The following is a 25,847-nucleotide window of genomic DNA, read 5'->3' as shown; positions in this document are numbered from 1 at the left end:
GTCCATATTGCTTGAAGCAATCGGCGGCGTAGTCGTTCGGCGCTTCCAGCACCACATAGACACCCCAGCGCAGATCGCGGAACACCGGACGGCCGTCGCGCTCCAGCGACGACACCACTTCGACGATGCCGGATCTCTCCAGCACGCCGCCCTTCTCGCGTGGCCGCATCACATGCGGCAGGTCGTCGACGCCGCAGGGCGGAAACAGCAAGCCTTCCGACGGCACGTCGAGCGTGCAGGCATTGGCGATCGCCGCCATCTCGATCGCGGATTTGGTCCCGTCGAGGAAGGAGTTGAACATCTGCGGATTCATGCCGGCGGATTGCGCTTCGCCCGCGGTCAGCCCGTAGTGCTGCCACACGCCTTCCGGCGTCACGTCGTGATAGGCGGGTAGATACTTGGTGCCCTTGCCGGCGGCGACCACGCGAAAGCCGGTCGCGCGGGCCCAGTCCACCATCTCCGCGGTCAGCGCCGGCTGGTCGCCATAGGCGAGCGAATAGACCACGCCGGCTTTTCTCGCTTCCTCGGCAAGCAGCGGTCCCGCCAGCACATCGGCCTCGACATTGACCATCACCACATGCTTGCCGGCCGCGATCGCAGCACGGGCGTGGCGGATGCCGACTGCGGGATTGCCGGTCGCCTCCACCACCACGTCCATTGCGCCGCCGCCGATTGCCCGCGCGCCGTCGTCGGTGAAGGCCGTCGCCCTGATCCGCTCTTCGTCCCAGCCGACCGTGCGGCAGGCTTCTCGCGCGCGATCGCGGTCGAGATCGACGATCACAGGCACCTCGAGCCCCGGCGTATGCGGCACCTGCGACAGGAACATCGAGCCGAACTTGCCGGCGCCGATCAATGCGACGCGAACCGGCTTGCCGGCCGCGGCCCGGGCTTTAAGGAGGTGATGGAGGTTCATGATGCGTATCCAGAACAAAGAGCCATTCCGGGGCGATGCGAAGCATCGAACCCTGATGCGCAATTGCGCATCTGGAATCTCGAGATTCCGGGGTCTCGCTTCGCGGGCCCCGGAATGACGGCTTGCGAAACTACTCCGCCGCCTGCCTTGGCGCTCGGGCGAGCCGCAGCAGCGCGTCGTCATCGACGGTCTTGATCGGCGTGAAGTCGCGATGCGCGATGTAGTCCGGCCGCGTCGGCGTGCGGATGTAGTTGGAGACGGCGTTCAGCGTCAGATAGACGATCTTGCGCGGGTAGGGCGTGATGTTGCCGCTCGAGCCGTGCACGAGGTTGCCGTGGAACATCAGCATCCCGCCGGGCTTGCCGGTCGGGGCGACGATGCCGCCTTTCTGCACCAGCCGCGTGACGGTGTCTTCGTCCAGCGTCCACAGCGGATAGGAGGTGGTTTCCAGATCGTGCGAGGCCTTGAGGTCGCCGGCAGTCTGGCTCTTCGGCACCAGCATCAAGGGCCCGTTGATCGGCATCACCTCGTCGAGGAAGATCGCGATGTTCATCGCGCGCGGCTCGGGCATGCCATCGTCGCGCTTCCAGGTGCCGTAATCCTGGTGCCACTGCCAGACGTCGCCGGTGAAGGCCGCCTTCGCGTTGATCTTGAACTGATGCATGTAGACCTGCTCGCCGAACAGCTGCTCGATCGGGTCGATCATGCGCGGATGCGCGCCGAGGGTGCGGAAGGCCTCGTTGTAGAGATGTGCGGCAAAGGCGGTGCGCGGCGCGCCGCTTTTCTCGCGCCACACCTCCGGCCGGTTGGCGTCATAGATCGAGACCGCTTCGCGGGCGAGGAAGTCGACCTCCTCCTGGCTGAACAGCTCGGGCAGGAACAGCCAGCCGTCGCGATGGAAAAACTCGATCTGCTCTGGCGTCAGTTTCATGGTGCTTTCCTCCTGTCTATCGTTGTCATCCCGGGGCGATGCGGCGAACCACAGATGCGTCTCGAGGTTCCGGGTCTGATCCCTTGGACCATCCGGGAACGACGGCGTGAGATCACGCCGCCACGTCGATCGCTTTCAGTTTCTCTTCGGTCATCCGTCCCGCGGTCTGTGCATGCGCGAGCGCCGCGGCCTCAGCGGCTGCCGCCTTGCCGGAGATAATCTGCGCAGCGATGGTCTCGTGCTCGGTCCAGGCGCTGTCGCGGTAATCGAGCTCGGCGAGCACGGTCGCCATCGAGCGGCGCATGTGCGGCCATTGCGGCGCGATCATCTCCTCGATCGCGGAATTGCCGGCAAGGCGATAGATCGCGCTGTGGAAGTCGACATCGAGGGCGATCAGGCGTGCCAGCGGCGTCGTGCCGGTGATTGCGTGCCCGGCCTCGAGCGCCGCCTCGAGCTGTGCACGTCCGTCTGAATCCTCTTTCGAGCGTCCGGCGGCAAGCCGCGCCGCCAGCGCATCGATCGCGCCGCGGACTTCATAGAGCTGGCGGATGCGCTTTGCATCGAGCTGCGTCACTTCGAAGCCGCGCTTGCCGCTTTCGGCAACGAGGCCCTGCCGGTGCAGCAGATGCAGCGCGTGCGACACCGGCTGGCGCGAGACGCCAAGTTTCTCAGCGATTTCGTTCTGGGTGATGCGCTGGCCCGGCAGCAGCGTGCGATCGATGATCGCCTCCAGTATCCGCGCATAGACCTGGTCGATCAGGTTCGGAAGCGGGTCCAACGGGATCATGCCGGTGCCATCCAAAATTAGAATACGGAATTCCGTATTCAGAAGGAAGCTACTGCCGGGCCAGCGGACGGTCAAGCGTTCAGTTTTCTGCCGACGTAAGTAATTGAATACAGGGGTATTTTTGTTGCCATGCGAGGCCGCTCGCGGTCCGACGTGGGCACATCGGTCGAGCTCCCTCCCCCTAGCGGGAAAGGGGCTGGGGAGGGGGGTTGCCCCGGGCGCTGGCAGTGAGAAGTTTCCCGCCGCATCAACAGCCGGCGGACCATCGTCGAACGACGCAGCAAACTGCGGACCGCTACTTCGCCTTCGCCTGCTCGACGAGCATCCGCGTCATCAGATACAGCCGGGGCACGATCGAGTTGGTGTCGATGTATTCGTCGCGGGCGTGGGCGCCGAAGCCGGCGAGGCCGAAGCTTTCGACCACGACGGCCTTGCCGTCGCGGTTGGCATAGCCCGCGTCGGTTGCGCCGCCGGTCATCTCGACGATCTCGAGCTTGCGATCGATCTCGGCATAGATCGCGCGTCCCTGCTCGGCCAGTGCGCGGCCGCGTTCGCCGGATCGAAATGCCGGCCGGCCGGCCACGATCTTCACGACCGTCTCGGTATCAGGCACGAGCTTGTCCTTGATCTTCTCGTCGAGCGCTGCCTGCAGCTTCCCGATGCCGTCGGGAACGGTGAGGCGGATATCGCCGCCCGCGACTGCCTTTTCCGGAATCTGGTTGCGCACCGTGCCGGCCTGCGACGTGGTCCAGTTCAGCTGGGTGCCGGGTATCGATTTGGCGACATCCCGGGTCTGCAGCAATTGATGCGAGAGCTCGATCAGCGCGTTGCGGCCGCGATCGGGTGCGCCGCCGGCATGCGACGCGCGTCCCGTCACCGTCATCGTGGCGGTCGCGGTGCCGCTCGCCCCGAGGCGCAGCGACTCGCCGTGCCCCGGCGGCGAGGCCGTCGTCGGCTCGCAGGACAGCACCACGTCGTGCTGGTCGGCAAGAGCAGAGATGATCTCGCCGGATCCGATCGAGCCGACCTCCTCGTCCGGATTGAAGGAGACGGTGAGCCTGGCGTAATCGCGCCAGCCTGCATCCTTCAGGATCTTCAGGGCATGCAGGACCACCGCGATGCCGCCCTTGTCGTCGGCGATGCCCGGCCCGTAGATGCGCGTGCCGTCGACATGATAGGGCTCGGTGGCAAGGATGCCGTGCTGGTAGACCGTGTCCATATGCGCGATCAGCATCAGCTTTCGTGTGCCGGTGCCCTCGAAGGTGCCGATCACCATGTCGGCGCCCGCGCCTGCGGTGGTCTTGCGCCGCTCGGTCCCGGCGCCGAGCGCCCTGAGGCGCGCTTCGGTGAAATCGGCCATCTTCTTCAGGCCCTCGACATCGCCACTCCCACTTTCGATCATCACCATGTCATGCAGCGTTTCGATCAGCGGCGCCTTCTCCTGCTCGGCTGCGGCCTTGAGTTTCTCGTCGGCTGCGGCGAGCGCGGTCGCGCTGCCGCAGTTGACGCCGAGCAGCAGCAAACCGAGGAGGGGAACGAGGCGGGTTTTCATCGAATTGTCCTTTCCCGGCTTGAGTGCCGGCACCTGCGTGACTGTCACGACCCTTAGCATCGCGGCTGTGCCGCCACCAAGACGCGCCATCAAGAGAAAATGCCCGGCACAAGGCCGGGCACGCAGCGCAACGAGCGGAACGAAGCCTTACTTGCTCTTGCCTAGTTCGACCAGCATCCGCGTCATCAGATAGAGCCGCGGCACGATCGAGTCGGTGTCGATATATTCGTCGCGCGCGTGATAGCCCCAGCCGGCGAGGCCAAAGCTTTCGACCACGGCCGCCTTGCCGCTGCGGCCCGCGTAACCTGCGTCGGTCGCGCCGCCGGTCATCTCGGCGATGACGAGTTCACGTCCGAGCTCGGCGTAGATCGCCTGTCCCTGCCTGGCGATCGCGCGGCCGCGATCATTGGCTACGAAGGGCGGGCGACCCGCTGCGACCTTCACCGTCACCTCGGTGTCGGGGATCAGCTTGTTCTTGATCTTCTCGTCGAGCGCGGCCTGCAGCTTCTCGACGCCATCGGGAATCGTGAGACGGATATCGGCGCCGGCGGAGGCATGATCGGGAATCTGGTTGCGTACGGTGCCGGCCTTGGCGACGGTCCAGTTCAGCTGCGTGCCCGGGATCGATTTCGCGACGTCCTGGGTCTGCAGCAATTGATGCGCGAGCTCGATCAGCGCGTTGCGGCCGAGTTGCGGAGCGGCGCCGGCATGCGAGGCCTTGCCTGTCACCTCCAGCGTTCCCGTCGCGGTGCCGCTGGCACCGAGCAACAAGCCCTCGTTCTTTGACACCGGTGGCGCGACCGTCGGCTCGCAGGACAGCACCACGTCGTGCTGGTCGGCGAGTTCGGCGATGGTCTCGCCCGATCCGATCGAGCCGACCTCCTCGTCCGGATTGAACGACACCGTGAGCTTTGCGTAGTCGTGCCAGCTGGCATCGTTCAGGATCTTCAGCGAGTGCAGGATCACCGCGATGCCGCCCTTGTCGTCGGCGATGCCTGGCCCGTAGATCCTGACGCCGTCCACGCGATAGGGTTGCGAGGCCAGGATGCCGTGCTCGTACACGGTGTCCATATGCGCAATCAGCATCAGCTTCCTTGTGCCGGTGCCCTCGAAGGTGCCGATCACCATGTCGGCGCCGGCGCCGCGCGTGGTCTTGCGCCGCTCGGTCCTGGCGCCGAGCGCCTTCAGCCGGGTCTCGGTGAAGTCGGCCATTTTCTTCAGGCCTTCGACGTCGCTCGAACCCGACTCGATCATAACCATGTCGTGCAGGCTCTCGATCACGGCCGGCTGCGCCTGCTCGGCGGCCGCGCGCAATTTTTCGTCGGCTGCGGCAAGGGCGGAGGACGAGGTGAGGGTGAACGAGAACAGGCCGACCGACGCGAGCAATTTGATCGCTGGATTCATTGTTGTGTCCTCCCTTGCGCGGGAGGACTCTATCACGATCTGGACGCCTCCGGTTGCGTCAGCCCTGATCGAAGACCTCGACGTCGAATGTTTCGAGCTGCTCGCTGTCGGCGACCGCATCGATGGCCGCGATCCTGTCGCCAGCGATCGTGATTCGCAGCACGACACGCAGCTGACCGCCGAGGATGACGGCCGCGGCGATTGCGCCGTCGACCAGCGCCGGCTTCGCCGCCTGTGCGCGACCCCTGAAGGATTGGGCGACCGCCGCAGCGCCACGGATTTCCGGCAGCGAGCCGAGCCGCTGCGCGGCATGGTCGGCACGTACCACCACGTCCGGATCCAGCACCGCGAGCAGCCCTTCGAAATCGCTGTTGCGGGATGCGGCAAGGAAAGCCTCGACAATCGCGCGCTGCCGGCTGACATCCGCATCGGGCGCCGGCGGCGCGCCCTGCACGCGGCGCCTCGCCCGGCTCGCGAGCTGCCGCGCCGCGGCCGGCGTGCGTCCGACGATCGGTGCGATTTCCTCGAATGGCACCGCGAACATGTCGTGCAGCACGAAGGCTAGTCGCTCGGCAGGCGCCAGGGTTTCCAACACCACGAGCAGCGCGGCACCGACGGAATCCGCCATCTCGGATTCATGCTCAGCGTGATTGTCCGCGACCGGTTCGGGCACGTGCGGGCCGATCGGCTCCTCGCGGCGCGATTTCCGCGAGCGCAGCATGTCGAGGCAGATCCGCGCGACCACCGTGGTCAGCCAGCCGCCGAGATTGTCGACGGCGGCGGCATCGCTGCGGCTCAGCCGCAGCCAGGTTTCCTGCACGGCGTCATCAACTTCGGCGGTCGAGCCCAGCATGCGGTAGGCGACGGCCCGCAAACGGGCCCGGTTGGCCTCGAATCGCTCGGCCAGAAATTTTTCCTCGTCCATCGGTCACATTCCCTTTGTCCGCTCCGTCATGACCATGACGAACGAAACCTGGCCGATGTCACAGCAGATCGGCGCGGCCGCGTCAAAAGAAACCAATGGAGAGTGACATGATGCAAGCCCGTATGAACCACCCCGTGATGGTTGTTCCCGAAGCCATGAAGGCGCTCCAGGCGCTCAGCGAGAGCACCAAGAAGGCGCTGCCCGAAAAGCTGCTCGAACTGGTCCATCTGCGCGCCAGCCAGATCAATGGCTGCAGCGTCTGTGTCGATATGCACCCGAAGCTCGCCAAGCGCGCCGGCGAGACAGATGAGCGCCTGTTCGCGGTCGGCGCCTGGCGCGATACCCCCTACTTCACCGAGCCCGAGCGCGCCGCGCTGGCATTGACCGAAGCGCTGACCCGGCTCAGCGATCGCGCGGATCCGGTCCCGGATGCGGTGTGGAACGAGGCCGACAAGCACTTCGACGAGCAGCAGCTCGCCGGATTGGTGCTTGCGATCTCGACGATCAATGTCTGGAACCGGCTCAACGTCGCCGTGCGCCAGCCGGTCGGTGTGTGGAAGGTGTGAGCTCCTCCCTCTCCCCGCTCTTGCGGGGAGAGGGCTGGGATGAGGGGCTGTCTCTGCGAGCTCTCCCCGCGGGCGGGGCGAGGTAAGGGAGCCCGCCAAAGATCAGCGCGCCAGGAAATCCAGCACGATCTCGCAATAGCGCCGCGGCGCCTGCTCGAACATCGGATGCGTGGTGCCCGGGATCATCTCGACCCGCGCGCCATTCACATGGGCGGCGAGCGCGTGCAGCACCTTCGGCAGCACGCCCCTGGTGTTCGCGCCACCGATGAAGAGCGTCGGTGTCCTGATCGCTTCCGCATCCGCCTTTGAGAAGGGCGGGCGCTTGTCGCGGGTCTGGCCGATCAGCGTCACGGCATTGTCGAGCAGGAGCTGCTTGGGCGCGGCCGGCAGGCGCTTCCAGGCGCCGGGGCCCTCGAGCGCGTCGATGAAGATCTGCATGCCGCCGTCGATATCCCCTTTTGCAATCAAGGCGGCACATGCGGCGATCCGCTCGGCGAGTGGCGAGGGGCCGGGCTGATAGTCCGGATCGAGCGTGCCGTCGAGCTCGCCGCCGGGCTCGGCCAGGATCAGCTTGCGCAACAGGTCGGGCCGGCGCTGCGCGACGCGGAACGAGATGTGGCCGCCGCGGGAGTGCCCCATCAGGTCGACCGGCCTGGTGTCGAATGTCTCGATGAAGGCGATGACGTCGTCGACATGCTGGTTGATCGAATAGGTGTCACCGATGCCATCCCACTGCGCAGGGAAGAAATGCCGCAGGCTGACGGCGATCACGCGATGCTTGCGCGTCAGCGGCCCCAGCACGGGCGACCAGATCCTGAAATCGCACACCGAGCCGTGCACGCAGACCAGCGGCGGGCCCTGGCCGATGTCAAGATAGGGCATGTCGAAACCGTTGACGTGGAGGCTTTGCATAGGGGGCTCGCGCTCTGACGGATTGTGTTCATTTGACCGAAGTTCCCACAGGATTCGGGTGGATAGCAACATTCTCCAAGCCTAGATTCAGCCTCAGCATCAGGCTCGGAAACGTGAGCCAAAGACCATCTGGAGCGAGCCATGACCGGCCAGCATTTTGCAATCTTCGAAACCACGATCGGCGCCTGCGGCGTCGTCTGGGGCGAACACGGGGTCACCGGCGTGCAATTGCCGATGGGCACCGAGGAGAAGACCCGCAAGCGGATCTTCCAGCGCAACGGCGAGGTGACCGAGGCGGCCCCGCCGGCCGAGGTGCAGCACGCGATCGACGGCATGATCGAGCTGTTGGCCGGCAGGCCGAACGACCTCGCGGACATCGTGCTCGATCTCGACGGCGTGCCGGACTTCAACCGCGGCGTCTACGACATCGCGCGCAAGATCCCGCCGGGCAAGACCACGACCTATGGCGAGATCGCCAAGCAACTCGGCGGCGTCGAGCTGTCGCGCGATGTCGGCCAGGCGCTTGGCCGCAATCCGTGCCCGATCGTCGTGCCCTGCCACCGCGTGCTGGCGGCCGGAAACAAGCCCGGCGGCTTCTCCGCCAATGGCGGCGTGGTCACCAAGCTGAAGATGCTGCAGATCGAAGGCGCGATCGTGAATCACACGCCGAGCCTGTTCGATTGAGGTGGGCTTCCTCAGCGGGAGCGCTTCGGCAATTTCGGAAGCCGTCCGGGGTCGAGGGGCGGAATCGGCCCGCCCGCCTCCGGCGTGCCCGGCTGCTGCTGACTGAGGATCAGCGTTCCCTGGAGAACCACCCCCGGCACCTGGTCGGCGGTTCCGGTATAGGTCGCTATCTTGTCGGGGCACGTTCCTTCGAGCCGGAGCGTCAGGTCATCGGCGCCGAAGACCGTTGCATGTCCTGCCGAATGCCGCTTGAGCGTCACGATCGCGGTGAAATGATCGCCGTTCGTCTCGCAGGAGCCGCTGTAACTCATGATGCTGTCGCGGCCCCAGATCTTCCCATCCGCGACATGGGCAATGCCGGTGCCTTCCCCGAGCGGGGTCTTAAACCAGGCTGCGTAGCTGCCGTCTCTGAGCATTGAGGAAGCCTTTCCCTCGATGTCCATACCCCCGGTATGATCGCCACGACTAGCATTAACAGTTGGTTAAGACCGGCGCCCGTATCACCTCGGATGTTCGGGCTCGATCTCCGTCACGCCATCTCACACACAAACCCGTTGCCCTTGCGCCGGATCTTGCCGGCCGAGGGCGAGGGGAAATGGGCGGTGCAGCACAGCGTGTCGGTGTCGCAATAGCGCTCCAGGAAGCTGCGGCGTGTTTTCGCCGCCACCGCCTGGTCGACGTCGAACTTCGCCGACAGCTCCGGAAAATGCGTCTGGATCGGCGAGTGCATCAGGTCGCCCGAAAACACCGCGTCATCCTTGCCGCGGCCGAAGCTGAACGCGACATGACCCGGCGTGTGGCCGGGGGTCGGCAGGATGCGCACGTGATCGCCGATGACGAAATCGTTCCGCACGATCTCGGCCTTGTTGGCCTCGACCACCGGCAGCACGCTGTCGACGAATGGCGGGACTTCCGTCTTCGCGTTGGTCTCTGTCCAGTAGTCGAATTCGGTCCTGTCGAACACGTAGCGCGCCTTCGGGAAGGTCGGCACCCAGCGGCCGTTCTCCAGCCGCGTGTTCCAACCGACATGGTCGACATGCAGATGCGTACACATCACGTAGTCGATGTCGTCGACCGCAACGCCGGCGGACGAAAGTCCGCGGAGATAGGTGTCATCGGTCTTCATGTTCCAGGCCGGGCGCAGCGGTCGCGGCTTGTGATTGCCGATGCAGCTGTCGATCAGGATGGTGTGATGCGGCGTCTTCACGACATAGGACTGGAATGCGAGGATCAGCGTATCGCTATCGTCGAGCGCGCGAGCGGCCTTCATCCACGCACGGTTCCCGGCGAGCACCTCCGGCGTCAGGCCGGGCAGCATCTCATGCGCCGGCAGAAACGTCGTCTCCTGCTCGATGATGCGGTGGATGGTGAGGTCGCCGGCAGTGAATTTCAGGCTCATGGTGATTCCTCGAAAGATCTGTGCGCGTCGCGCGCGGCGGGAATAATGATGTCGGCGCGGATATCCATTGCCGCAAGCCTTCCCTTCAGGTCTCCCGGAACTCGCCGTACCGGGCTGCCGTCATCGTCATCACAAGATCGGGAGCGATGACGTCGTGCCGACTGAAGGCCTTGGAACCGCGTGCAGCGAGTCGTGTGCACGCGGATCGCTCATCTTCCCCTGAGTAGCCGCTACGCCGCCGGCGGCACCGAAACCTTCACCGACGGCCGCTCCAGCATCTTCTGATGGAAGGCGTCGAGCTTCGGGTAGGCCTTGCGCCAGCCGCAATCCGAAAAGCGGAAGTCGGCATAGCCGAGCACGCAAACCAGTCCGATCTGCGCGATGTCGAACGGTCCGTTCAGCACCTCGGGCCGGTTCTCGAACCGCGCCATGCCGGTCCACGCCCGGTTCCAGTGATCGTCCTGCCAGGCCTGCCACTGCGAGCCCTGCGGCCGCACCATCTTCTCGTAGCGGCACAGCAGCATCGAATCGAGCATGCCGTTGATCAGGGAGTGATCGGTCTTCACCTGCCAGCGCCGCGGGCCATAGCCCGGGATCAACCGGCCGCCGCCGAGCTCGTTGAGATATTCGACGATGACGTAGGAATCGAGAATGACATCGCCATGGTCGAGGATCAGCACCGGCAGCTTCTTCAGCGGCGTGATCCTGGAATATTCGTCATTGGCCTGGCCGGGCGCGACGGTGGCCGGCACGAACTCGATCTTGTCGATCAAGCCAAGCTCGATCGCCGCGATGCGCACCTTGCGGGCGAACGGGGAGGCGGGAGAGAAGGTGAGTTTCATGGACAGCTCCTCGGGATGAGAGCGTCATTGCGAGGAACGAAGCGATCCATTCAACCAGCACGGCTGGTGAGATTCGCTTCGCCTGCAATGACGTGGTTGGCACCGGTGCACGGCGCGTCGCCTTACGCCGCGATGATTTCCTGGCGCTGCTCACCGAGGCCGTCGATGCCGAGCGTGACGACGTCGCCGACATTGAGGAAGGTCGGCGGCTTCATCCCGAGGCCGACGCCGGGCGGGGTGCCCGTGGTGACGATGTCGCCGGGCAGGAGCGTCATGAACTGCGAGACATAGGAAATGCACTTCGCCATCGGGAAGATCATGGTCGAGGTGTTGCCGGTCTGGCGGCGCTGGCCGTTGACGTCGAGCCACATGCCGAGCTTCTGCACGTCGGCGATCTCGTCCCTGGTCACCAGCCACGGGCCGAGCGGGCCGAAGGTGTCGTGCGACTTGCCCTTGGTCCACTGGCCGCCGCGCTCCTGCTGGAAGTTGCGCTCGGAGACGTCGTTGCAGACGCAATAGCCGGCGACGTGGTTGAGTGCGTCGGCCTCCGACACATACTTGGCGCGGGTGCCGATGATCGCAGCGATCTCGACTTCCCAGTCGAGCTTGGTCGAGCCGCGCGGTTTCTCGACCGCGTCGTTCGGGCCCGACAGCGAGGTGTTGGCCTTGATGAAGAAGATCGGCTCGGTCGGGATCGGTGACCCCGTCTCCTTGGCATGGTCGCTGTAGTTCAAGCCGATCGCGACGAACTTGGTGATGCCGGTGACCGGCGCGCCGAAGCGCGGCTTGCCGGAGATGGCGGGCAGGGAGGCGGGATCAAGCGCGGCGAGTTTCTTCAGGGTTTCAGGAGAATAGGCCTCGCCGGTGAGGTCCTTCACATGGGCCGAGAGGTCGCGGAGCTGGCCGGATTTATCGATCAGGCCGGGCTTTTCCGCACCCTTTTCGCCATAACGAACAAGCTTCATGTTGATCACTCCCTGCGGGGTTTTCGAGGATTGTTACTGGTATACCTCGGCACGTTTCATGGAACAGCGCGGCGGGAAATTCAATGGCCCAAAGCCAGCTGCATTGCTGCCAAGCCTTTCAAGGAAGCCTTGTTTCAGGACCGTCTCGGCCCGCTCACGCCAGCGCGATGAATTTGAAGGCATCCCCGTCGCGTCTGATGTGGCCGGCACCGAAATGCCCGCCGATCACCAGTGTCGGCGTGTCGGCGAAGCGCGAGAACAGGTCGCGCCGGGTCGCGGCCGACTGCTTCGGGTCGGAATCGACCGTCGCCGACCAGTCGAGGTGGTACATCTGGCACGGATGGTGGGCGGCGTCGCCGGTCAGCAGGGCTTCCTGTCCGTCGGAGACGATGTGGATGCTCATATGGCCCGGGCTGTGGCCGGGGGTAGGGATCAGCGTGATCTCCCCGGTCAGGCTGATATCGCTCGGCACCAGCTCGGCCATGCCGGCGTCCGCGATCGGCTTGACTGAGTCGGCGAACACCGCCGCATGTGCAGGCTCATCGCTGTTGTCGCGCCAATACTCATACTCGGTCCTGCCGAACACGTAGCGCGCGTTAGCGAAGGTCGGCACCCATTGCCCGCCGACGAGCCTGGTGTTCCAGCCGACATGGTCGACATGCAGATGCGTGCACAGCACGGTGTCGATGCTGTCGGGCGCAAAACCTGCCGCGGTCAGTTGCTCCAGGAACGGCTCGTTGCGGTTGTTCCAGGTCGGCACGTTGCGGCCCTGCTTGTGATTGCCGAGCCCGGTGTCGACGATGATGCGATGCTCGGGCGTCTCCACCAGCAGCGAATGGATCGACATGATCAGCCGGCCCTCCTCGTTGGCAAAATGCGGGATCAGCCAGGGCAGGCTCTGGATCTCCTCGCGGCCCGCGCGCGGCAGGATGAATCGGGTGCCGCCGACGGTCTCGAGCTCGACGACCTTGGTGATCTTGACCCTGCCCACGGTCCACTGCATCCAGCGCGTCCTCCGTTTCTTGTTTTCCAGTCGGCACCATGCGGGTTTCTCCACGGCGGTGCAATGGATCAACTGCGCACGATCTGCGTTAGCGCCTCGTCGGAAGAAGGAGTGCGCGAATGCCGGAACTCACCATCTCCCCTGAAAAGGTCGGCTTTTTGATCGAGAAGGCGCGGGAATTCGACGTCAAGGACGCCGCTGTCGATCCGGACTCCGGCTCGAACGGCACTGACGACGAGATGATCGACGTGCTGGAGGACACGGGCCGCGACCCTGTGGTGCACGAGATCACCGGCTTCATCGACGCGCTGAGCGAGGACGAGCAGGTCGATCTCGTCGCCCTGATGCGGCTCGGCCGCGGCGACGCCACGATCGAGGAGTGGGCCGAGCTCCGGCGCGAAGCCGCGCGCGGGCGCACCGGCCGTACGGCCAGCTACCTGCTGGGCGAACCGATGCTCGGCGATCTCCTCGCCGAAGGGTTGGACGAATTCGGTGTGCAGCCGAGCGGCGAGCGCATCACGCCGATCCATTAGGCCTCGGGACGTGCGCGCTAACGCGCGCAATCCACGATCACGGTGCCGATCTTGTCGCCCTTCTCGACGGCGAGATGGGCCGCTGCGGTGTCGGCCAGCGCGAACCGCCCTGCGATATTGTGCACGCGGGTGCCCGATGCGAGCCATTTGGTGATGTCCTCCTGCGCCGCGGCGAGCAGCGGCGGCGGCAGCGCGAACAGGACCAGCGAGCGCAGCGTGATGCATTTCTCCATCAGTTCGCGCATCGGCACCGTGGGCGTGCGGTTGCCGTTGGTGGCGTAGACCGCAATCGTCGAGTTCCGCGCCATGAGCTTCAGCGTGGTCGCGAGGTTGCCTCCGAAATCGACGTCGACCACCCGGTCGACACCGCGATTCCCGGTGAAGGCCATCACCTTCCCCACCACGTCCTCGGTGCGGTAGTTGACGACGAAGTCGGCACCGGCGAGCCGCGCCTCGATGTCCTTCGCCTCGGAGCTCACCGTCGCGATGACGCGCGCACCGCCCCATTTGGCGAGCTGCACCGCATAATGGCCGACCGCGCCGGCACCACCGGTAACGAGCACCGTCTGTCCTGCGATCGGACCGTCCGCGAACAGCGCGCACCATGCGGTCATGCAGGGGATGCCGAGCGTAGCTCCTGCCGCAAACGACGAGTCATCGGGCAGCGGCGTCACCAGGTGGTCGGCGAGCGCGATATATTCAGCCGCGGTACCGAAGGCGCGGCCATTGCGCTGGCCGTTGAACAGCCAGACACGGTCGCCGACCGCAAAGCGCGTCACGCCATCGCCGATCTGGTCGACGATTCCGGCGCCGTCGCTGTTCGGGACGACGCGTGGAAACTCCATCGCGCGATAGTTGCCGCTGCGGCGGCCGACATCAGCCGGATTGACGCCTGATGCTTCGAGGCGGATGCGGACCTCGCCGGGACCCGCGTCCGGCGTCGGCATCTCGCCGACGGTGAGCACCGTCGGCGCTGCGCCGGTCCGCTCGTACCAGACCGCCCTCACAACGTGCCTGGAAATGCGCCGCCGTCGAGCAGGATGTTCTGCCCGGTGATGAAGCCGGCCTTGTCGCCGCACAGGAACGCGCAGGCGTAGCCGAACTCGTCGGGGTGGCCGAAGCGGCCTGCGGGGTTCAGCTTGGCGCGCTCGGCCAGCAACTCGTCCGGGGTGATGCCGCGCTTCTCGGCCTCCGCCTTGGCCGTGCCGCGCAGGCGATCGGTTGTGAACGGTCCGGGCAACAAGCCGTTGATGGTGACGTTGTTGACCACGGTCTTGCGCGACAGGCCGGCGACGAAACCGGTGAGGCCGGCGCGCGCGCCGTTGGAGAGGCCAAGGATCTCGATCGGCGCCTTCACGGCTGCCGAAGTGATGTTGACGATGCGGCCGAATTTACGCGCCATCATGCCGTCGACGGTTGCCTTGATCAGCTCGATCGGGGTCAGCATGTTGGCGTCGATCGCCTTGATCCAGTCGTCGCGGGTCCAGTTGCGGAAATCGCCGGGCGGCGGGCCGCCGGCATTGTTGACCAGGATGTCCGGATTTGGGCAGGCCTTCAGCACCGCCTCGCGGCCCGCCGGCGTCGTGATGTCGCCGACGATCTCGGTGACGGTGACGGTCGGGTGGGCTTTCCGGATCTCCTCCGCGGTCTGCTTCAGCGCCTCGGCGCCGCGCGCCGTCAGCGTGACATGGACGCCTTCATTGGCGAGCGCGATCGCGCAGGCGCGGCCCAGTCCCTTGCTCGATGCGCAGACGATGGCACGGCGGCCCTTGATTCCGAGATCCACTGTTTCGCTCCCTGTATTGTCGGTAAAGTCCAGTGAGGTTTGATAGCGTCATTCTAGCCAAGCTCCACGTCGCCGATAGGGGACGTGCAATGCATATGTGCATGCCCGGCAACACGGAAGGAAGGACTCAGCCCCGCATCCCGGCCTTGATCATATCCGCGGCCTTCTCGCCGATCATGATGGTCGGCGCATTGGTGTTGCCGCCGATCAAGGTCGGCATGATTGAGGCATCGACCACGCGCAAGGCCTCGAGGCCGTGAACGCGCAACTGCGGGTCGACTACGGCGAGCGGATCGTCGACGCCCATCTTGCAGGTGCCGACCGGGTGATAGACGGTGTCGGAGCGCGCCCGCAGGATGTTCCGGATGTCGTCGTCGGTGCTGACTTCTGATGTGAACATATCCCGCTTCTGCAGCGCGCGCAGTGCCGGCGTGTCGAGCAGCCGCTTCGTCATCCTGAAGCCGGCCACCATGGCCTCGACATCGCTGTCCTCGCCGAAGAAGTTCGGATCAATCGCAGGTGCTGCCAGGGGATCGGCGCTGTTCAGCCAGACGCTGCCACGGCTTGCCGGACGCAGCAGGCAGACATGGCAGGAGAAGCCGGTGCCCCAACGCGGCTTGCGGCCGTGATCCTCCACCATCGCCATGCAGAAATGCAGCTGGATGTCGGGCAGGTCGAGGTCAGGCCGCGTCTTCAGGAATCCGCCGCATTCCGCGACGTTCGAGGTCATCGGGCCGCGCCGCTCGCGCCGGTATTGCCCGATGCCCTTTATGATCCGCCCGATGCCGCTCCATGACAGCCCCGAGAAGTAAGGTTCATCGGACGCGAAGCCGAACACGAAATCAGGATGATCCTGCAGGTTCTGCCCTACGCCCGGCAGATGATGCACGCTGGCAATGCCGTGCCTGCCGAGCGCGCCGGCATCACCGACGCCCGACAGCATCAGCAGCTGCGGCGACTGGAATGCGCCGGCGGCGAGGATCACCTCGCGCCGCGCGCGCAATACCTTCTTCTCCTTGCCCTGCACGTATTCGACGCCGACGGCGCGGTTGCCCTCGAAGATGATCCGGGTCGCCTGCGCCTCCGTCTCTACGCGCAGGTTGGGCCGGCGGCCCATGTGGGGATGGATGTAGCCGCGAGCCGCGCTCCAGCGCTCGCCATTTTTCTGGGTCACCTGGTAGATGCCGAGCCCCTCCTGCTCGGCACCGTTGAAATCGTCACGGATGCGGAATTGCGCCTCGCGCGCGCCCTGCAGGAACATCTCCTTGACCGGATTGTCGGACTGCAGGCCCGAAACATTGAGCGGCCCGCCTTTGCCGTGATACTCGCCATCGAGCTCGGTGTTGTTCTCCGAACGCTTGAAATAGGGCAGGACGTCAGCGTAGCTCCAGCCGGTGTTGCCGAGCGAAGCCCAGTGATCGTAATCAGCGCGGTGGCCGCGGATATAGACCATGGCATTGATGGCACTTGAGCCACCGAGTCCCTTGCCGCGCGGCTGGTAGCCGATGCGGCCGTTCAGGCCCTTCTGCGGCACCGTATCGAACGCCCAGTTGTTGAGCTTGCTGGAGATCATGAGGATGATGGCACCGGGTGTGGTCACCACCCAATTGTCGTTCCTGCCGCCGGCATCGAGCAGCGCCACGGACGTGCTCGTATCCTCCGACAGCCGTCCTGCCACCGCGCAGCCGCCGGAGCCCGCGCCAACCACCACGAAATCGAATGTATCCGTCATGTATGTCCCCCCAGTGTTGTTGTTCGTCATTGCGAGGAGCGCATCGACGAAGCAATCCATTCATCCGTTACGCGGCGCCATGGATTGCTTCGCGGAGCCTGTCATCGGGCGCGTTCCCGCGACCCGTTGGCCCGCAACGACGGTTAGAGTCCCTTACGACAAAAACCTCATCAACCCTTCCAGCCGCGCGATCTTCGCACCATAGGGCGGATAGAGATCGGCCAGCCGGTTGAAGCGCGAGCGATAGAACACCGGCTTCAGCTTGGTCAGCGTCTTGAAGCCCCATTCGCCGTGATAGGCGCCGGTGCCCGAGGCGCCGACGCCGCCCATCGGCTGATTGGCCTGCGCGAAGTGGAACAGGCAGTCGTTGACGGTGACGCCGCCGGACACCGTGCGTGCCAGCACCTCGTCGCGCGCCGCGTTGTCGGTGCCGAACCAGTACAGCGCCAGCGGCCGGTCGCGCCTGTTGATGAAGTTGATCGGATCGGCCGCATCGCGATAACCCAGCACCGGAAGCAGCGGCCCGAAGATCTCCTCCTGCATCACCGCCATCTCCTGCGTCGCATCGACGATCACGGTCGGCGGAAACTTGCGCTTGTCCTTCCAGTCGGGATCGTTCGGCGCGGCCGGCTGCAGGATTTTGGCACCTTTCGCAGCGGCGTCGGCGACGAGCGCTTCGAGCCGCGCATAGTGCGCGTCCGACACGATCGAGGTGTAGTCGGGATTGGCGGGATCGGTGCCGAACATGTGCTGGATGTGGCCGTTGAGCCGCATCGCGAATGGTTGCACCGCGGCCTCCGGCACCAGCGCATAATCGGGCGCGATGCAGGTCTGGCCGGCATTGAGCAGCTTGCCATAGGCGATGCGCTGCGCCGCCTCGTCGATGTCGGCCGAGCGGTCGATGATCGCGGGCGACTTTCCGCCGAGCTCGAGCGTCACCGGCGTCAGATTGCGCCCGGCGGCTTCCGCGACGAGGCGGCCGACGCGGGTCGAGCCGGTGAAGATCAGATGATCGAACGGCAGCGCGGCGAAGGCTCTGGCGATGTCGTCATCGATATCGGTCACCGCGAGTTCGGTGGCGTCGAACTTCCGCTCGATCACCTCGGCCAGCAATTCGGCGAAGCGTGGCACCGATTCGCTCGGCTTGATGATGGCGCGGTTGCCGGCCGCGATCGCCGCAACCGCGGGGGCCAGCGTGAGCTGCAACGGATAATTCCACGGCGCGATGATGCCGACCACGCCGAGCGGTTGCGGGATCAGCCGGTTCCTTGCCGGGGCAAATTGCACCGTGGTCGCGATCCTCCGGGACGTCATCCAGTGCTTGAGATGCTTGGCGGCGTGCTTGATCTCGGTGAGCACCAGCATGGTCTCGGCGATCACGGTCTCGACGGTGGAGCGGTGGCCGAAATCCGCGGAGATCGCCGCCTCGAACCGCGCCTCGTTCTCGGTGACAGCGGCGCGCAGGCGGCGGAGCCGGTCCAGCCGGGCCTGCAAGGTCGGCGCGGCCTGGCTCCGTGACAGCTCGATCTGGCGCTGAAAGGTCTCTTCAAGCACATGCAGCCCGGGACTCTTCAATGACCGGTCCATGGCGTTTCCCCTCGGATGACGTTTCCTTGACGGATTTTATTGGCCGCAAGCTCCGCTTTTATGCGGTTTCTGGCAAGGGCCGGTTCCGCCTGCCGATTCCGGTCGCCAAACCGCCGATTTTGACGTCACAAAAACCTCAAAAACCCGCTCTCGGGGCTTTCCAAACCGGGCTCACGTTGATACATACGCCCGGCACCCGATGGCCTCGGCCCGGGTCGCCTTCTCAGGAAGCCTCCGGACGGATCGATCGGCGCCGTTAGACGCGTTGGCCGACCGCCTCGGGCTCTCTTTCTGCAAGGCATGCAACGGTTTAACGCGGGGTGGAGCAGCCCGGTAGCTCGTCAGGCTCATAACCTGAAGGTCATAGGTTCAAATCCTATCCCCGCAACCAAGTTCGACAAAACCCCGGCAATCTCGCTCGATTGCCGGGGTTTTGTTTTGGCGTCGGAATCGTCCTAACGATATCAACGACTTGAATCGCAGGTTGGAATCCCCCGCAACCAGTTGGTTTCGGCGTGCAGGCTGCTGCTTGTGGGTCGATAGAGAACGGCAGCGTGCTGCATCAGCCGGTGAGACCCGCTCTGCGTAACCCGTCGAGCAAGTGTTCGCGATCGGCGGGATCCCTGTACCGACCGGCTCTCGACTGAACGAGATCAAGCGTGTTCGCGGGCACGGCCTCGCCATTCTCGTTCAGTTCGCGAGAGCGTTCTCTCACAAATGCCTCCGCTTCGGACCGCGCCTCGTCGAACCGGCCCATCTGCGCATAGCAGGCCGCAAGGAGTCCGTGCGACCATCTGTCGAAGGATCGCGCCTCCATCAAAGCTTTGACCGCCCGCTCGTACTCGTGCCCCGAATAGAGCGCGAGCGCGTGATACCAGTGGTACAGGTTGGGCGGAAAGGGATTGAGCCGCTTGGCCGCCCCGATCCATGTGAGCGCCTCGCGCCATCGTCCCCAGTAGACCAGGATATTGGCGAAAACGGCGGCGACATCGGCGTCGTTTGGATTGAGCGCGAGAGCCCGTCCGAAATGGATTTCGGCCTTGGCGTCCTCGTTACGCAGGAACAACAGCTGGGCGAAGACGCCATGCGACCAGGCATCGCCGTCGTCGATATCGAGTGCGGTTTCAATCTCGCGAAGCGCCTCGTCCAATGTCGCGGCGGCGGGCGACTCGAGAAACACGTCGCAGACGATGGTCCAGGCTGTGTTGACGTGGGCGCGGGCATATTGCGGGTCAAGCGCGACGGCGCGTCGAAAATAGTCCCTGGCCTGCGCCATGTTCTTCACGGTCAACTGACGCCATCGCTCGTTTCCGAGCAGAACCAGATCATAGGCGGTAACGCTTGAGGTCGGCTTGCGTCGGGCGATCTCGCGGCCGGCGTCCTCCAGCCGGCCTGGCAGGGCAGCGACGATCGCGCGGACGATCTCGTCCTGCAGGGGAAAGATGTCTTCGAGGTCGCAGTCATAGCGCTCGGTCCAGAGACTGTAGCCACTGCCGGCATCGAGGAGCTGGACTGTCACTCGTACCCGGCTGCCGACCTTGCGTACACTCCCTTCGGCCACATACCGGACTCCGAGCTCGCGGCCGACCCGCTTGATCTCGGCCACTTTACCTCTGTAGGCGAAGCTCGAGTGACGGGCGACGACGAACAGCGACCTGAACCGCGACAGTTCGGCGATGATATCTCCCGTGATCCCGTCGGAGAAATAATCCTGCCCGGGATCGCCGCTCAGATTCGAAAACGGAAGCACCGCGAGCGACGGCCTGTCGGACACTGCAGGACCCGCCGTCGTGAGCCGGCCGGCTCCGGCGGCGGCGACCGTCGGCCCGACATAACGGTAACCACGGCGCGGCAGCGTCTCGATCCAGGTCGCTCCTCCGTCGACGTCGGCAAAGATCCGCCGCAGCGCGGCGATCTGCACCGTCAGGTTGCTCTCCTCGATCGCGAGCCCCGGCCACGCGGCCTGCATCAACGCATCCTTGGAAACCGGCGCTCCGGCCCGCTCGACAAGCAGCCGAAGCAGCGTCACTGCGCGCCGTCCGAGCGTGACGGGCTCGGACCCCCGAAACAGCATCTCGGCCTCTGCGTCGAGGCGGTAGGGACCGAATTCGTGGATCGTCATGGTCCGGAGACTACATTTTTTGCAACTTTTTCGGAACGGATTCAGGACCTCCGGGAAACGGGCGATCATGCTGCGACGACGCTGAAAACTTCGAGGCCTGTCCGATGCGTAATCCATGCCATGCGGTCGAGGCGGACGATCTGATGACTCGTCCCGATCCGGACGTGATTACCGGTGCCTCCGACCGGGTTTGCCGCCAGCTAGAGGCCGTCCGGGCGCTAGCCCCGCTGATCGCCGGGCAGCGCAACGACTTCGACGGCGGCCGGCGATTGCCCGATGCGGCTTTCGGGGCACTGGCTGATGCGGGCCTGTTTCGACTGTGGCTACCCGAAGCGCTCGGCGGGCCCGAACTGTCTCCCTTCGAATTCATGCGCGTCGTCGAGGCCGCCTCTGCGCTCGACGGCTCGGTCGGCTGGCTCGTCGGCAACGGCGGTGGCATGAGCCGGATCGGCGGCTACGTCGACAAGGCCGTCGCAGGTGAGTGGTTTTCCGATCCGCGCGCCTTCATCGCGAGCTCGACAGGCGCGGTCGGCACGGCGATCCCCGTCGCGGGCGGCTATCGTCTTTCAGGGCGCTGGCCGTTCGGCAGCGGCGCGCATCACGCGACGCGCTTCATGGTACTGGCCAGCGTCAGGCCCGAGGATCCGGATTCGCCTCTGCTCTGCTGCTACCTCGGCCGGGCAGACGTGACCATCCTCGACAACTGGCATGTGTCCGGACTGCGCGGCACTGGAAGTTGCGATTTCGAGGCGCTGGATATCTTCGTTCCGGCTGCTCACGCCCATCCGTTTCTCGGGCTGCAGCCGACTCAGCCCGGATTGCTCTATCGCATGCCGCCATCGTCGGTGTTCGCGTGGAGCATCTGCGGGGTGCCGCTCGGCATCGCATCCGGCGCGATCTGCTCGTTCGCGGAGCTCGCCTCCCGGAAAAGCCGCCCGGGCACCCGGGCGTTGCTGCGCGATCGTGAAACCGTTCAGGCGACGGTCGGGCGGACGAGAGCGATGCTTCGCGCTGCCCGCGCCTTCCTGAGCGATGCCATGAGGGACCTGATGGCCGTGAACGAGACCGGCGGCGAACGGCTTGTGGAGGCCCGCGCGACCATCCGGATCGCCAACGCCAATGCGGCCGAGACCGCGATGTCCATCACCGACATGCTGGCCGCCAGCGCGGGTGCGGCCGCCATCTTCGAGACCTGTGGCCTGGAACGTGCGGCCCGCGATGCGCACGCCGCAGCGAAGCACGTCGCGATGAGCCCGAACAATTACGTCATTGCCGGGCGACTGGTCCTTGGACTCGATGCCGGCACGGCGAGGTTTTGAACGTTACGCAACTGTCCGACGGAGTAGCCCGATGTCTGTGGTTTGCCGGCCGGCACGTGCGCAGGATCTGGAATGCGCCGATGCCCTCGTGGTTTCCAGCATCAACGATCTCACGGGGCGGCACGGCTTCGGGCCCATGGCTGTCCGCTCGCCTGCCAAATTCCAGTTGTTTTCCTTGGAGGACGATGCGGACGGTCTCTGGGTCGCGGAGGAAGGCGAGCGGATCCTCGGCTTCGCCTGGAGCTGGGTCTGCGGCGACATGTGGTTTCTGGCGCAGCTGTTCGTGTCGCCCGACCACCAGGGGCGGAACATCGGCAACGAGCTGATCAAGCGGACGCTCGATCACGCCGAGAAATCGGGCGCGACCAACAGGGTGCTCATCACCTTCAGCTTCAACACGGTCTCGCAAGGACTCTACATCCGCCACGGACTGTTTCCCCGCTTTCCGATCTACAGCGTCAGCGCATCGCGAGAACGATTGGTCGGTCGTCTGCACGGCTCTCGATACGGCGTCGCTCCCCTGGAGGAAGAACCCTTGACCAAGCGTCGCCTCGCGCAAGCGGACGAGCGGGTCCTTGGCGTGTCGCGCGAAAAGCATCATAGCTACCTGATCAACGATGGTGCGACGAAAGGATTCAATCTCTACGACGGAAACCGTTGGACCGGCTATGCCTACGTGGACGCCGGCGGGCATATCGGACCGCTCGCGGTGATGGAGCGCCACGCCGTCGCTCCCGCCTTGAGGACAGTGCTGCACCTGGCGGCCGAGAGCGGCTCGCCGCAGATATCGGCATTCCTGCCTGGCGCAAGCGAAACGGCTCTCAACACCGCGATGGAGCATGGAATGCGCATCAAGTTTCCGATGTTGCTGATGTCGTCGCGTGAATTCGGCAGCTGGGGCCAGTATCTACCGCGCAATCCGGGCTTCATGTGATCATGATGGATCCCGCACCGGCGTGGTCACCTCCGGGCATCCGGTACCTTCAGGCGCCTAATCCCGATCTCTATTGATAGACAGCTCGGTGCGGGCGAACGCGCGTGGCGTAACACCGAAAAATCGGCGGAAGGCAGTGGTCAGGTGCTCCTGGCCGCAGAATCCGCAATCGAGTGCTATCTCGCTGATCGGAATGCCGCCTCGGGCGAGCAGGGTGCGTACCCGCTCGATTCGAATCCTCATCAGATATTGATGTGGTGTGACGCCTGTCGCTACGCGAAACTGCCGGATGAGCTGGGACACACTCAGATTGCAAAGCCTTGCGAGATCGCGAAGCTGGATCTTTCGTCCCATGTGTGTCTGCATGTATTCCTCGACCCTGTTCAGGTTGCGACGTGGCAAACCTTCCCTCGAGGATCTGTCCGGCAATTTGTCGGTTGCCGAATGTGCCTGGATCAGCTGCGCAGCAATGAGGGCCGCGATGGTCTCGCCGTGAAGCGTGTTGGATTGTTTCAAACCCTCGCTCCGGTTCGCGATCAGCCGGTGCAGGTATTGGACCTGCCGCTGCAGGACGGGGTCGATTGCTCCGAACTCGGGGATAAACTCCAGTCGGCTGGGGTCGTGTTTGATGAGGTCAACAGCAACCTCTTCAAGTATCGAGGATGAGAGGGACGCAACCACGAACTCGTGGGTGTGATGCAAGCGGACGTCCACGGCGCACCCCGCAGGCACGAGGGAAACCGCGCCGGATGGCAACTGCTTTTGCGTCCACCGGCTTTCGAGCCGCCGTTCGATTCGCGTCTGGTCCGTCAGGTGCAAGACAAGGAACAGCTTCCTGGCTGGCGGAAACGATGCTTCCTCGAACGGCTCAGTCCGCTGGGATGAGGCGGTGATCGAGTTCCAGCCGAGCCCCCGACTTGAGTGGTGAACCTGCGAGCGTATTTGGGGGTAGAGCAAATGAAACTTGGCGGAGCCGTAATCCATGTACGTTTGCATATGGAGTGACCGACGTGCTTGTCGTTGGATCTCGTGCTCGCCTGTGGGGCGCAGCAGGAGCTTCATCGCGGTGGTAGCTCTATGGCTTGTCCCGGTTGGATGATCCGCCGTTTGGGGCGCAGGACGAGAATTGCCGCCTCTCCCCGGAGATCAATGCTTGCACGGCGCGCGCATCGTGTTCGCCGTGAGCGGTCACCGACAATGCAATACCAACCGACATATCGAGTGTTCCCATCGCTTCAATGTGGCAGTGTCCCGCATGACGGTCATCGCGTGAAATCGTATTTCTTGATGTTTTTTGATCATAAGTGTTTATGACGCCGTGAACTCACGAGCGAACCTGGCCAGGTTGGCAGCGATGCTGTCGCCAACGGAAAGCCAGCATGCGATATAGTCCAGGGCCGGTAGCGTGATCGGCAACCGCAGCTCCCGCAGCGAGCCTGCTGCAAGCTCCCTGGTGATGGCAGCCCGCGGTATCGCCGCGATCCCTATTCCGTCGACCGCCAGCTTGATCACCGTGGCGAGGGAGCCATTTGGAAAGACCAGCGCGCCCTCGACACCGGCCGCAGCCAAAGCCGTGACGAGATCATGGTGCGGTTGGGTGCCGCGTGCGTATGTCAGAAGCGGCGCATTGAGGAGGGTGTTCGGGTCATCTGGCACCAGTGCGATCGCGGGACTTGCCGCGAACATCATTGGATACGAGCATAACCAGGCCTCTTCTGCATCGATGATGCCTCCCGGCGCCAACATCAGGGCGAGATCGATCTCGCCCGCGGTCAGGCACGCGCGCAGCTGGGGCGAGATGCCCGTCATGATCTCCGGCACCAGTTCGGGATAAATGAGGTGCAGGCGGTGCAGGAATTTCGAGAGGGGCGCCACTGTGGCGAAGGTGTCCGACACGCCGATGCGAATCACGCCCCGCATGCCGCGGGTTTCGTTTGCCAGCGTCTCGACCTCCGAATAGGCGTTGAGCAGACGTTCGGCTCGGGTCGACAGAGTGAGGCCAAGCGCCGTTGGCACGGGCCTGCTGCCACGGTCTCGTTGCAGCAGCGTTCCGCCAAACTTCTGCTCAAGCGCCGCAATACGAGCGGACACGGCGGGCTGGGTGGTATTCAGCTTCGCGGCCGCGCGGCCGAACCCTCCCAACCGAACAACCCAATAGAAGACTTCCAGGCTACGGATGTCCATGGCGCGGCCATCACACCTTGTCGGCGGCACGATCCTCGTGCGGTCTGATTCTCCGGGGACGCGTGGCCATCAAGGTGCGGCCGTCATCGTCCGCACGCGGCACTGCCAAACTCCAGCTCCGGAAGAAGAACGTCATGAAGAAACCGTGTCGTCGTTTGCAAGCGATGTTCTGAAATGCCGCCAGCCGCGTCCGGCCGTGATGCCGAAACGGGCAGTTCGCGGCAGGGAGCCCGTCCGGGCCAAGTTCAAGAGAGGCGATATGCCGGAACCGAAGACACACCGCTGCAGTGCTTACGGCGATCGCAGGAAATCCAGTGGCGCGCAAACAGGCAGGCGTAAACTTGATCAAGCATATCTCAGCCGGTGATTTGAAAGGCACGTGCTGGGGTGCAATGTAACTTTCGGCGGCGACGTCGATCCTGTCGAAAATAATCATTGCTGTCGAAAATGCGCAGCCGCGTGCCTGACCGCAGCTCTTTTGTGCGCTGAGGTCGCGTGGCATGCCAGGTGGGCTCGCTCCAGATCCCGGCGCATGGCAACCTGATCCCGTCGCCTGCATTTGCAGTTGGTTAACCATGGGAGCCGCGGATCCGGCGTGGTCGAGCTGTTCATTTGGTTGGCCAACGCCAAGGTTGCAGTCCGTTTTGCGCATCGCCGAACGAGAGGCTAAGCTCATGAGGGCACTTGCTTGTCGAATCGGGCGCAACGGACAGTCGCGCGATTGCGTGAACACTCAGCCGGAGCGATCGCATCAGGCAGATCGGTGG

The 25,847-nt window shown here is 64.5% G+C and carries 25 protein-coding genes and 1 tRNA gene (1 of these 26 running past the window's edge); 6 read left to right on the top strand and 20 right to left on the bottom strand.

The window, feature by feature from the left end; all coding sequences use genetic code 11:
• The 6 genes from JQ586_RS18215 to JQ586_RS18190 form a co-directional block, all read right to left on the bottom strand.
• On the bottom strand, positions 1–913 hold the 5' portion of the coding sequence (locus JQ586_RS18215; protein ID WP_212395983.1) for an NAD(P)H-dependent oxidoreductase. Its footprint begins 395 nt before the window's first position; 913 of the gene's 1,308 nt are visible here — the first part of the coding sequence; its start codon is at positions 911–913; its stop codon lies off the left edge, out of view.
• Between the two features lie 130 nt (positions 914–1,043).
• A complete protein-coding gene (locus tag JQ586_RS18210; protein WP_212395982.1) occupies positions 1,044–1,844 on the bottom strand; it encodes a phytanoyl-CoA dioxygenase family protein in 801 nt (266 codons plus the stop codon).
• 112 nt (positions 1,845–1,956) lie between these two features.
• A complete protein-coding gene (locus JQ586_RS18205; protein ID WP_212395981.1) occupies positions 1,957–2,631 on the bottom strand; it encodes a GntR family transcriptional regulator in 675 nt (224 codons plus the stop codon).
• 295 nt (positions 2,632–2,926) lie between these two features.
• A complete protein-coding gene (locus JQ586_RS18200; protein ID WP_212395980.1) occupies positions 2,927–4,183 on the bottom strand; it encodes a M20/M25/M40 family metallo-hydrolase in 1,257 nt (418 codons plus the stop codon).
• 147 nt (positions 4,184–4,330) lie between these two features.
• Entirely contained in the window at positions 4,331–5,587 is a 1,257-nt protein-coding gene (locus JQ586_RS18195) for a M20/M25/M40 family metallo-hydrolase (protein WP_212395979.1), read from the bottom strand.
• 58 nt (positions 5,588–5,645) lie between these two features.
• Positions 5,646–6,512: a sigma-70 family RNA polymerase sigma factor gene (locus JQ586_RS18190; protein ID WP_212395978.1), complete on the bottom strand. Its 867-nt coding sequence runs from the start codon at positions 6,510–6,512 to the stop codon at positions 5,646–5,648.
• A 110-nt stretch (positions 6,513–6,622) separates the two neighbouring features.
• Here JQ586_RS18190 and JQ586_RS18185 point away from each other — a divergent pair, with 110 nt between their 5' ends.
• A complete protein-coding gene (locus JQ586_RS18185; protein ID WP_212396061.1) occupies positions 6,623–7,078 on the top strand; it encodes a carboxymuconolactone decarboxylase family protein in 456 nt (151 codons plus the stop codon).
• A gap of 102 nt (positions 7,079–7,180) precedes the next feature.
• On the opposite strand, the gene JQ586_RS18180 is transcribed toward JQ586_RS18185, so the two are convergent.
• Positions 7,181–7,990 (bottom strand): alpha/beta fold hydrolase, encoded by an 810-nt coding sequence (locus tag JQ586_RS18180; RefSeq protein ID WP_212395977.1) that lies wholly within the window; start codon positions 7,988–7,990, stop codon positions 7,181–7,183.
• Between the two features lie 141 nt (positions 7,991–8,131).
• Here JQ586_RS18180 and JQ586_RS18175 point away from each other — a divergent pair, with 141 nt between their 5' ends.
• Entirely contained in the window at positions 8,132–8,674 is a 543-nt protein-coding gene (locus tag JQ586_RS18175) for a methylated-DNA--[protein]-cysteine S-methyltransferase (RefSeq protein ID WP_212395976.1), read from the top strand.
• Positions 8,675–8,685: 11 nt separating this feature from the next.
• On the opposite strand, the gene JQ586_RS18170 is transcribed toward JQ586_RS18175, so the two are convergent.
• The 5 genes from JQ586_RS18170 to JQ586_RS18150 all read right to left on the bottom strand — a co-directional run bounded on the left by JQ586_RS18170 (position 8,686) and on the right by JQ586_RS18150 (position 12,883).
• Positions 8,686–9,090, bottom strand: coding sequence for a hypothetical protein (locus JQ586_RS18170; protein ID WP_212395975.1), 405 nt, complete (start codon positions 9,088–9,090; stop codon positions 8,686–8,688).
• Positions 9,091–9,203: 113 nt separating this feature from the next.
• Complete coding sequence (locus JQ586_RS18165) at positions 9,204–10,073, bottom strand: MBL fold metallo-hydrolase (RefSeq protein WP_212395974.1); 870 nt, start codon at positions 10,071–10,073, stop codon at positions 9,204–9,206.
• 230 nt (positions 10,074–10,303) lie between these two features.
• Complete coding sequence (locus tag JQ586_RS18160; protein WP_212395973.1) at positions 10,304–10,915, bottom strand: glutathione S-transferase family protein; 612 nt, start codon at positions 10,913–10,915, stop codon at positions 10,304–10,306.
• Between the two features lie 122 nt (positions 10,916–11,037).
• Positions 11,038–11,880: a fumarylacetoacetate hydrolase family protein gene (locus JQ586_RS18155; RefSeq protein WP_212395972.1), complete on the bottom strand. Its 843-nt coding sequence runs from the start codon at positions 11,878–11,880 to the stop codon at positions 11,038–11,040.
• A gap of 154 nt (positions 11,881–12,034) precedes the next feature.
• Positions 12,035–12,883, bottom strand: coding sequence for an MBL fold metallo-hydrolase (locus JQ586_RS18150; RefSeq protein ID WP_212395971.1), 849 nt, complete (start codon positions 12,881–12,883; stop codon positions 12,035–12,037).
• 119 nt (positions 12,884–13,002) lie between these two features.
• Between JQ586_RS18150 and JQ586_RS18145 the strand changes: the two genes are divergently transcribed.
• Positions 13,003–13,416, top strand: a complete 414-nt coding sequence (locus JQ586_RS18145) for a DUF3775 domain-containing protein (protein WP_212395970.1) — start codon at positions 13,003–13,005, stop codon at positions 13,414–13,416.
• A gap of 17 nt (positions 13,417–13,433) precedes the next feature.
• Here the strand turns inward: JQ586_RS18145 and JQ586_RS18140 are convergent, their stop codons facing one another.
• From JQ586_RS18140 to JQ586_RS18125, 4 genes are all read right to left on the bottom strand, one after another.
• The gene (locus JQ586_RS18140; protein ID WP_212395969.1) at positions 13,434–14,423 is read right to left on the bottom strand and encodes an NADPH:quinone reductase; all 990 of its coding nucleotides are present in this window, start codon (positions 14,421–14,423) and stop codon (positions 13,434–13,436) included.
• Complete coding sequence (locus JQ586_RS18135; RefSeq protein WP_212395968.1) at positions 14,420–15,202, bottom strand: SDR family oxidoreductase; 783 nt, start codon at positions 15,200–15,202, stop codon at positions 14,420–14,422. Before JQ586_RS18135 ends, JQ586_RS18140 begins: the two co-directional genes overlap by 4 nt.
• Before the next feature lie 127 nt (positions 15,203–15,329).
• Positions 15,330–16,934: a GMC family oxidoreductase gene (locus JQ586_RS18130; RefSeq protein WP_212395967.1), complete on the bottom strand. Its 1,605-nt coding sequence runs from the start codon at positions 16,932–16,934 to the stop codon at positions 15,330–15,332.
• A gap of 153 nt (positions 16,935–17,087) precedes the next feature.
• Positions 17,088–18,521 carry a coniferyl aldehyde dehydrogenase gene (locus JQ586_RS18125; RefSeq protein ID WP_212395966.1) on the bottom strand — a complete coding sequence of 478 codons (1,434 nt, stop codon included), beginning with the start codon at positions 18,519–18,521 and terminating at the stop codon, positions 17,088–17,090.
• Between the two features lie 314 nt (positions 18,522–18,835).
• Here JQ586_RS18125 and JQ586_RS18120 point away from each other — a divergent pair.
• Positions 18,836–18,912 (top strand) — tRNA-Met (locus tag JQ586_RS18120).
• Positions 18,913–19,083: 171 nt separating this feature from the next.
• Here JQ586_RS18120 and JQ586_RS18115 read toward each other — a convergent pair.
• Positions 19,084–20,643 carry a winged helix-turn-helix domain-containing tetratricopeptide repeat protein gene (locus JQ586_RS18115; protein ID WP_212395965.1) on the bottom strand — a complete coding sequence of 520 codons (1,560 nt, stop codon included), beginning with the start codon at positions 20,641–20,643 and terminating at the stop codon, positions 19,084–19,086.
• Positions 20,644–20,786: 143 nt separating this feature from the next.
• On the opposite strand from JQ586_RS18115, the gene JQ586_RS18110 reads away from it, so the two are divergent.
• Positions 20,787–21,962: an acyl-CoA dehydrogenase family protein gene (locus JQ586_RS18110; RefSeq protein ID WP_212395964.1), complete on the top strand. Its 1,176-nt coding sequence runs from the start codon at positions 20,787–20,789 to the stop codon at positions 21,960–21,962.
• A gap of 31 nt (positions 21,963–21,993) precedes the next feature.
• Complete coding sequence (locus JQ586_RS18105; protein ID WP_212395963.1) at positions 21,994–22,896, top strand: GNAT family N-acetyltransferase; 903 nt, start codon at positions 21,994–21,996, stop codon at positions 22,894–22,896.
• Between the two features lie 57 nt (positions 22,897–22,953).
• Here JQ586_RS18105 and JQ586_RS18100 read toward each other — a convergent pair whose 3' ends face one another.
• The 3 genes from JQ586_RS18100 to JQ586_RS18090 form a co-directional block, all read right to left on the bottom strand.
• The gene (locus tag JQ586_RS18100; RefSeq protein ID WP_212395962.1) at positions 22,954–23,958 is read right to left on the bottom strand and encodes a helix-turn-helix domain-containing protein; all 1,005 of its coding nucleotides are present in this window, start codon (positions 23,956–23,958) and stop codon (positions 22,954–22,956) included.
• A 246-nt stretch (positions 23,959–24,204) separates the two neighbouring features.
• Entirely contained in the window at positions 24,205–25,080 is an 876-nt protein-coding gene (locus JQ586_RS18095; RefSeq protein ID WP_212395961.1) for a LysR family transcriptional regulator, read from the bottom strand.
• A gap of 10 nt (positions 25,081–25,090) precedes the next feature.
• Positions 25,091–25,582 (bottom strand): hypothetical protein, encoded by a 492-nt coding sequence (locus JQ586_RS18090; RefSeq protein ID WP_212395960.1) that lies wholly within the window; start codon positions 25,580–25,582, stop codon positions 25,091–25,093.
• Between the last annotated feature and the right edge of the window lie 265 nt (positions 25,583–25,847).

This window comes from Bradyrhizobium jicamae (assembly GCF_018130215.1).
Taxonomy (GTDB): domain Bacteria; phylum Pseudomonadota; class Alphaproteobacteria; order Rhizobiales; family Xanthobacteraceae; genus Bradyrhizobium; species Bradyrhizobium jicamae_A.
The sequence above is the reverse complement of the archived record's forward strand: the minus strand, read 5'-3'. Positions and strand labels throughout refer to the sequence as shown.

Bases quoted from the DNA above. Each gene is read 5' to 3' on its own strand.
- JQ586_RS18210 (WP_212395982.1), bottom strand. From the start codon at position 1,844: ATGAAACTGACGCCAGAGCAGATCGAGTTTTTCCATCGCGACGGCTGG.
- JQ586_RS18205 (WP_212395981.1), bottom strand. From the start codon at position 2,631: ATGATCCCGTTGGACCCGCTTCCGAACCTGATCGACCAGGTCTATGCG.
- JQ586_RS18200 (WP_212395980.1), bottom strand. From the start codon at position 4,183: ATGAAAACCCGCCTCGTTCCCCTCCTCGGTTTGCTGCTGCTCGGCGTC.
- JQ586_RS18195 (WP_212395979.1), bottom strand. From the start codon at position 5,587: ATGAATCCAGCGATCAAATTGCTCGCGTCGGTCGGCCTGTTCTCGTTC.
- JQ586_RS18190 (WP_212395978.1), bottom strand. From the start codon at position 6,512: ATGGACGAGGAAAAATTTCTGGCCGAGCGATTCGAGGCCAACCGGGCC.
- JQ586_RS18185 (WP_212396061.1), top strand. From the start codon at position 6,623: ATGCAAGCCCGTATGAACCACCCCGTGATGGTTGTTCCCGAAGCCATG.
- JQ586_RS18180 (WP_212395977.1), bottom strand. From the start codon at position 7,990: ATGCAAAGCCTCCACGTCAACGGTTTCGACATGCCCTATCTTGACATC.
- JQ586_RS18175 (WP_212395976.1), top strand. From the start codon at position 8,132: ATGACCGGCCAGCATTTTGCAATCTTCGAAACCACGATCGGCGCCTGC.
- JQ586_RS18170 (WP_212395975.1), bottom strand. From the start codon at position 9,090: ATGCTCAGAGACGGCAGCTACGCAGCCTGGTTTAAGACCCCGCTCGGG.
- JQ586_RS18165 (WP_212395974.1), bottom strand. From the start codon at position 10,073: ATGAGCCTGAAATTCACTGCCGGCGACCTCACCATCCACCGCATCATC.
- JQ586_RS18160 (WP_212395973.1), bottom strand. From the start codon at position 10,915: ATGAAACTCACCTTCTCTCCCGCCTCCCCGTTCGCCCGCAAGGTGCGC.
- JQ586_RS18155 (WP_212395972.1), bottom strand. From the start codon at position 11,880: ATGAAGCTTGTTCGTTATGGCGAAAAGGGTGCGGAAAAGCCCGGCCTG.
- JQ586_RS18150 (WP_212395971.1), bottom strand. From the start codon at position 12,883: ATGCAGTGGACCGTGGGCAGGGTCAAGATCACCAAGGTCGTCGAGCTC.
- JQ586_RS18145 (WP_212395970.1), top strand. From the start codon at position 13,003: ATGCCGGAACTCACCATCTCCCCTGAAAAGGTCGGCTTTTTGATCGAG.
- JQ586_RS18130 (WP_212395967.1), bottom strand. From the start codon at position 16,934: ATGACGGATACATTCGATTTCGTGGTGGTTGGCGCGGGCTCCGGCGGC.
- JQ586_RS18125 (WP_212395966.1), bottom strand. From the start codon at position 18,521: ATGGACCGGTCATTGAAGAGTCCCGGGCTGCATGTGCTTGAAGAGACC.
- JQ586_RS18115 (WP_212395965.1), bottom strand. From the start codon at position 20,643: ATGACGATCCACGAATTCGGTCCCTACCGCCTCGACGCAGAGGCCGAG.
- JQ586_RS18110 (WP_212395964.1), top strand. From the start codon at position 20,787: ATGACTCGTCCCGATCCGGACGTGATTACCGGTGCCTCCGACCGGGTT.
- JQ586_RS18105 (WP_212395963.1), top strand. From the start codon at position 21,994: ATGTCTGTGGTTTGCCGGCCGGCACGTGCGCAGGATCTGGAATGCGCC.
- JQ586_RS18100 (WP_212395962.1), bottom strand. From the start codon at position 23,958: ATGAAGCTCCTGCTGCGCCCCACAGGCGAGCACGAGATCCAACGACAA.
- JQ586_RS18095 (WP_212395961.1), bottom strand. From the start codon at position 25,080: ATGGACATCCGTAGCCTGGAAGTCTTCTATTGGGTTGTTCGGTTGGGA.
- JQ586_RS18090 (WP_212395960.1), bottom strand. From the start codon at position 25,582: ATGCCACGCGACCTCAGCGCACAAAAGAGCTGCGGTCAGGCACGCGGC.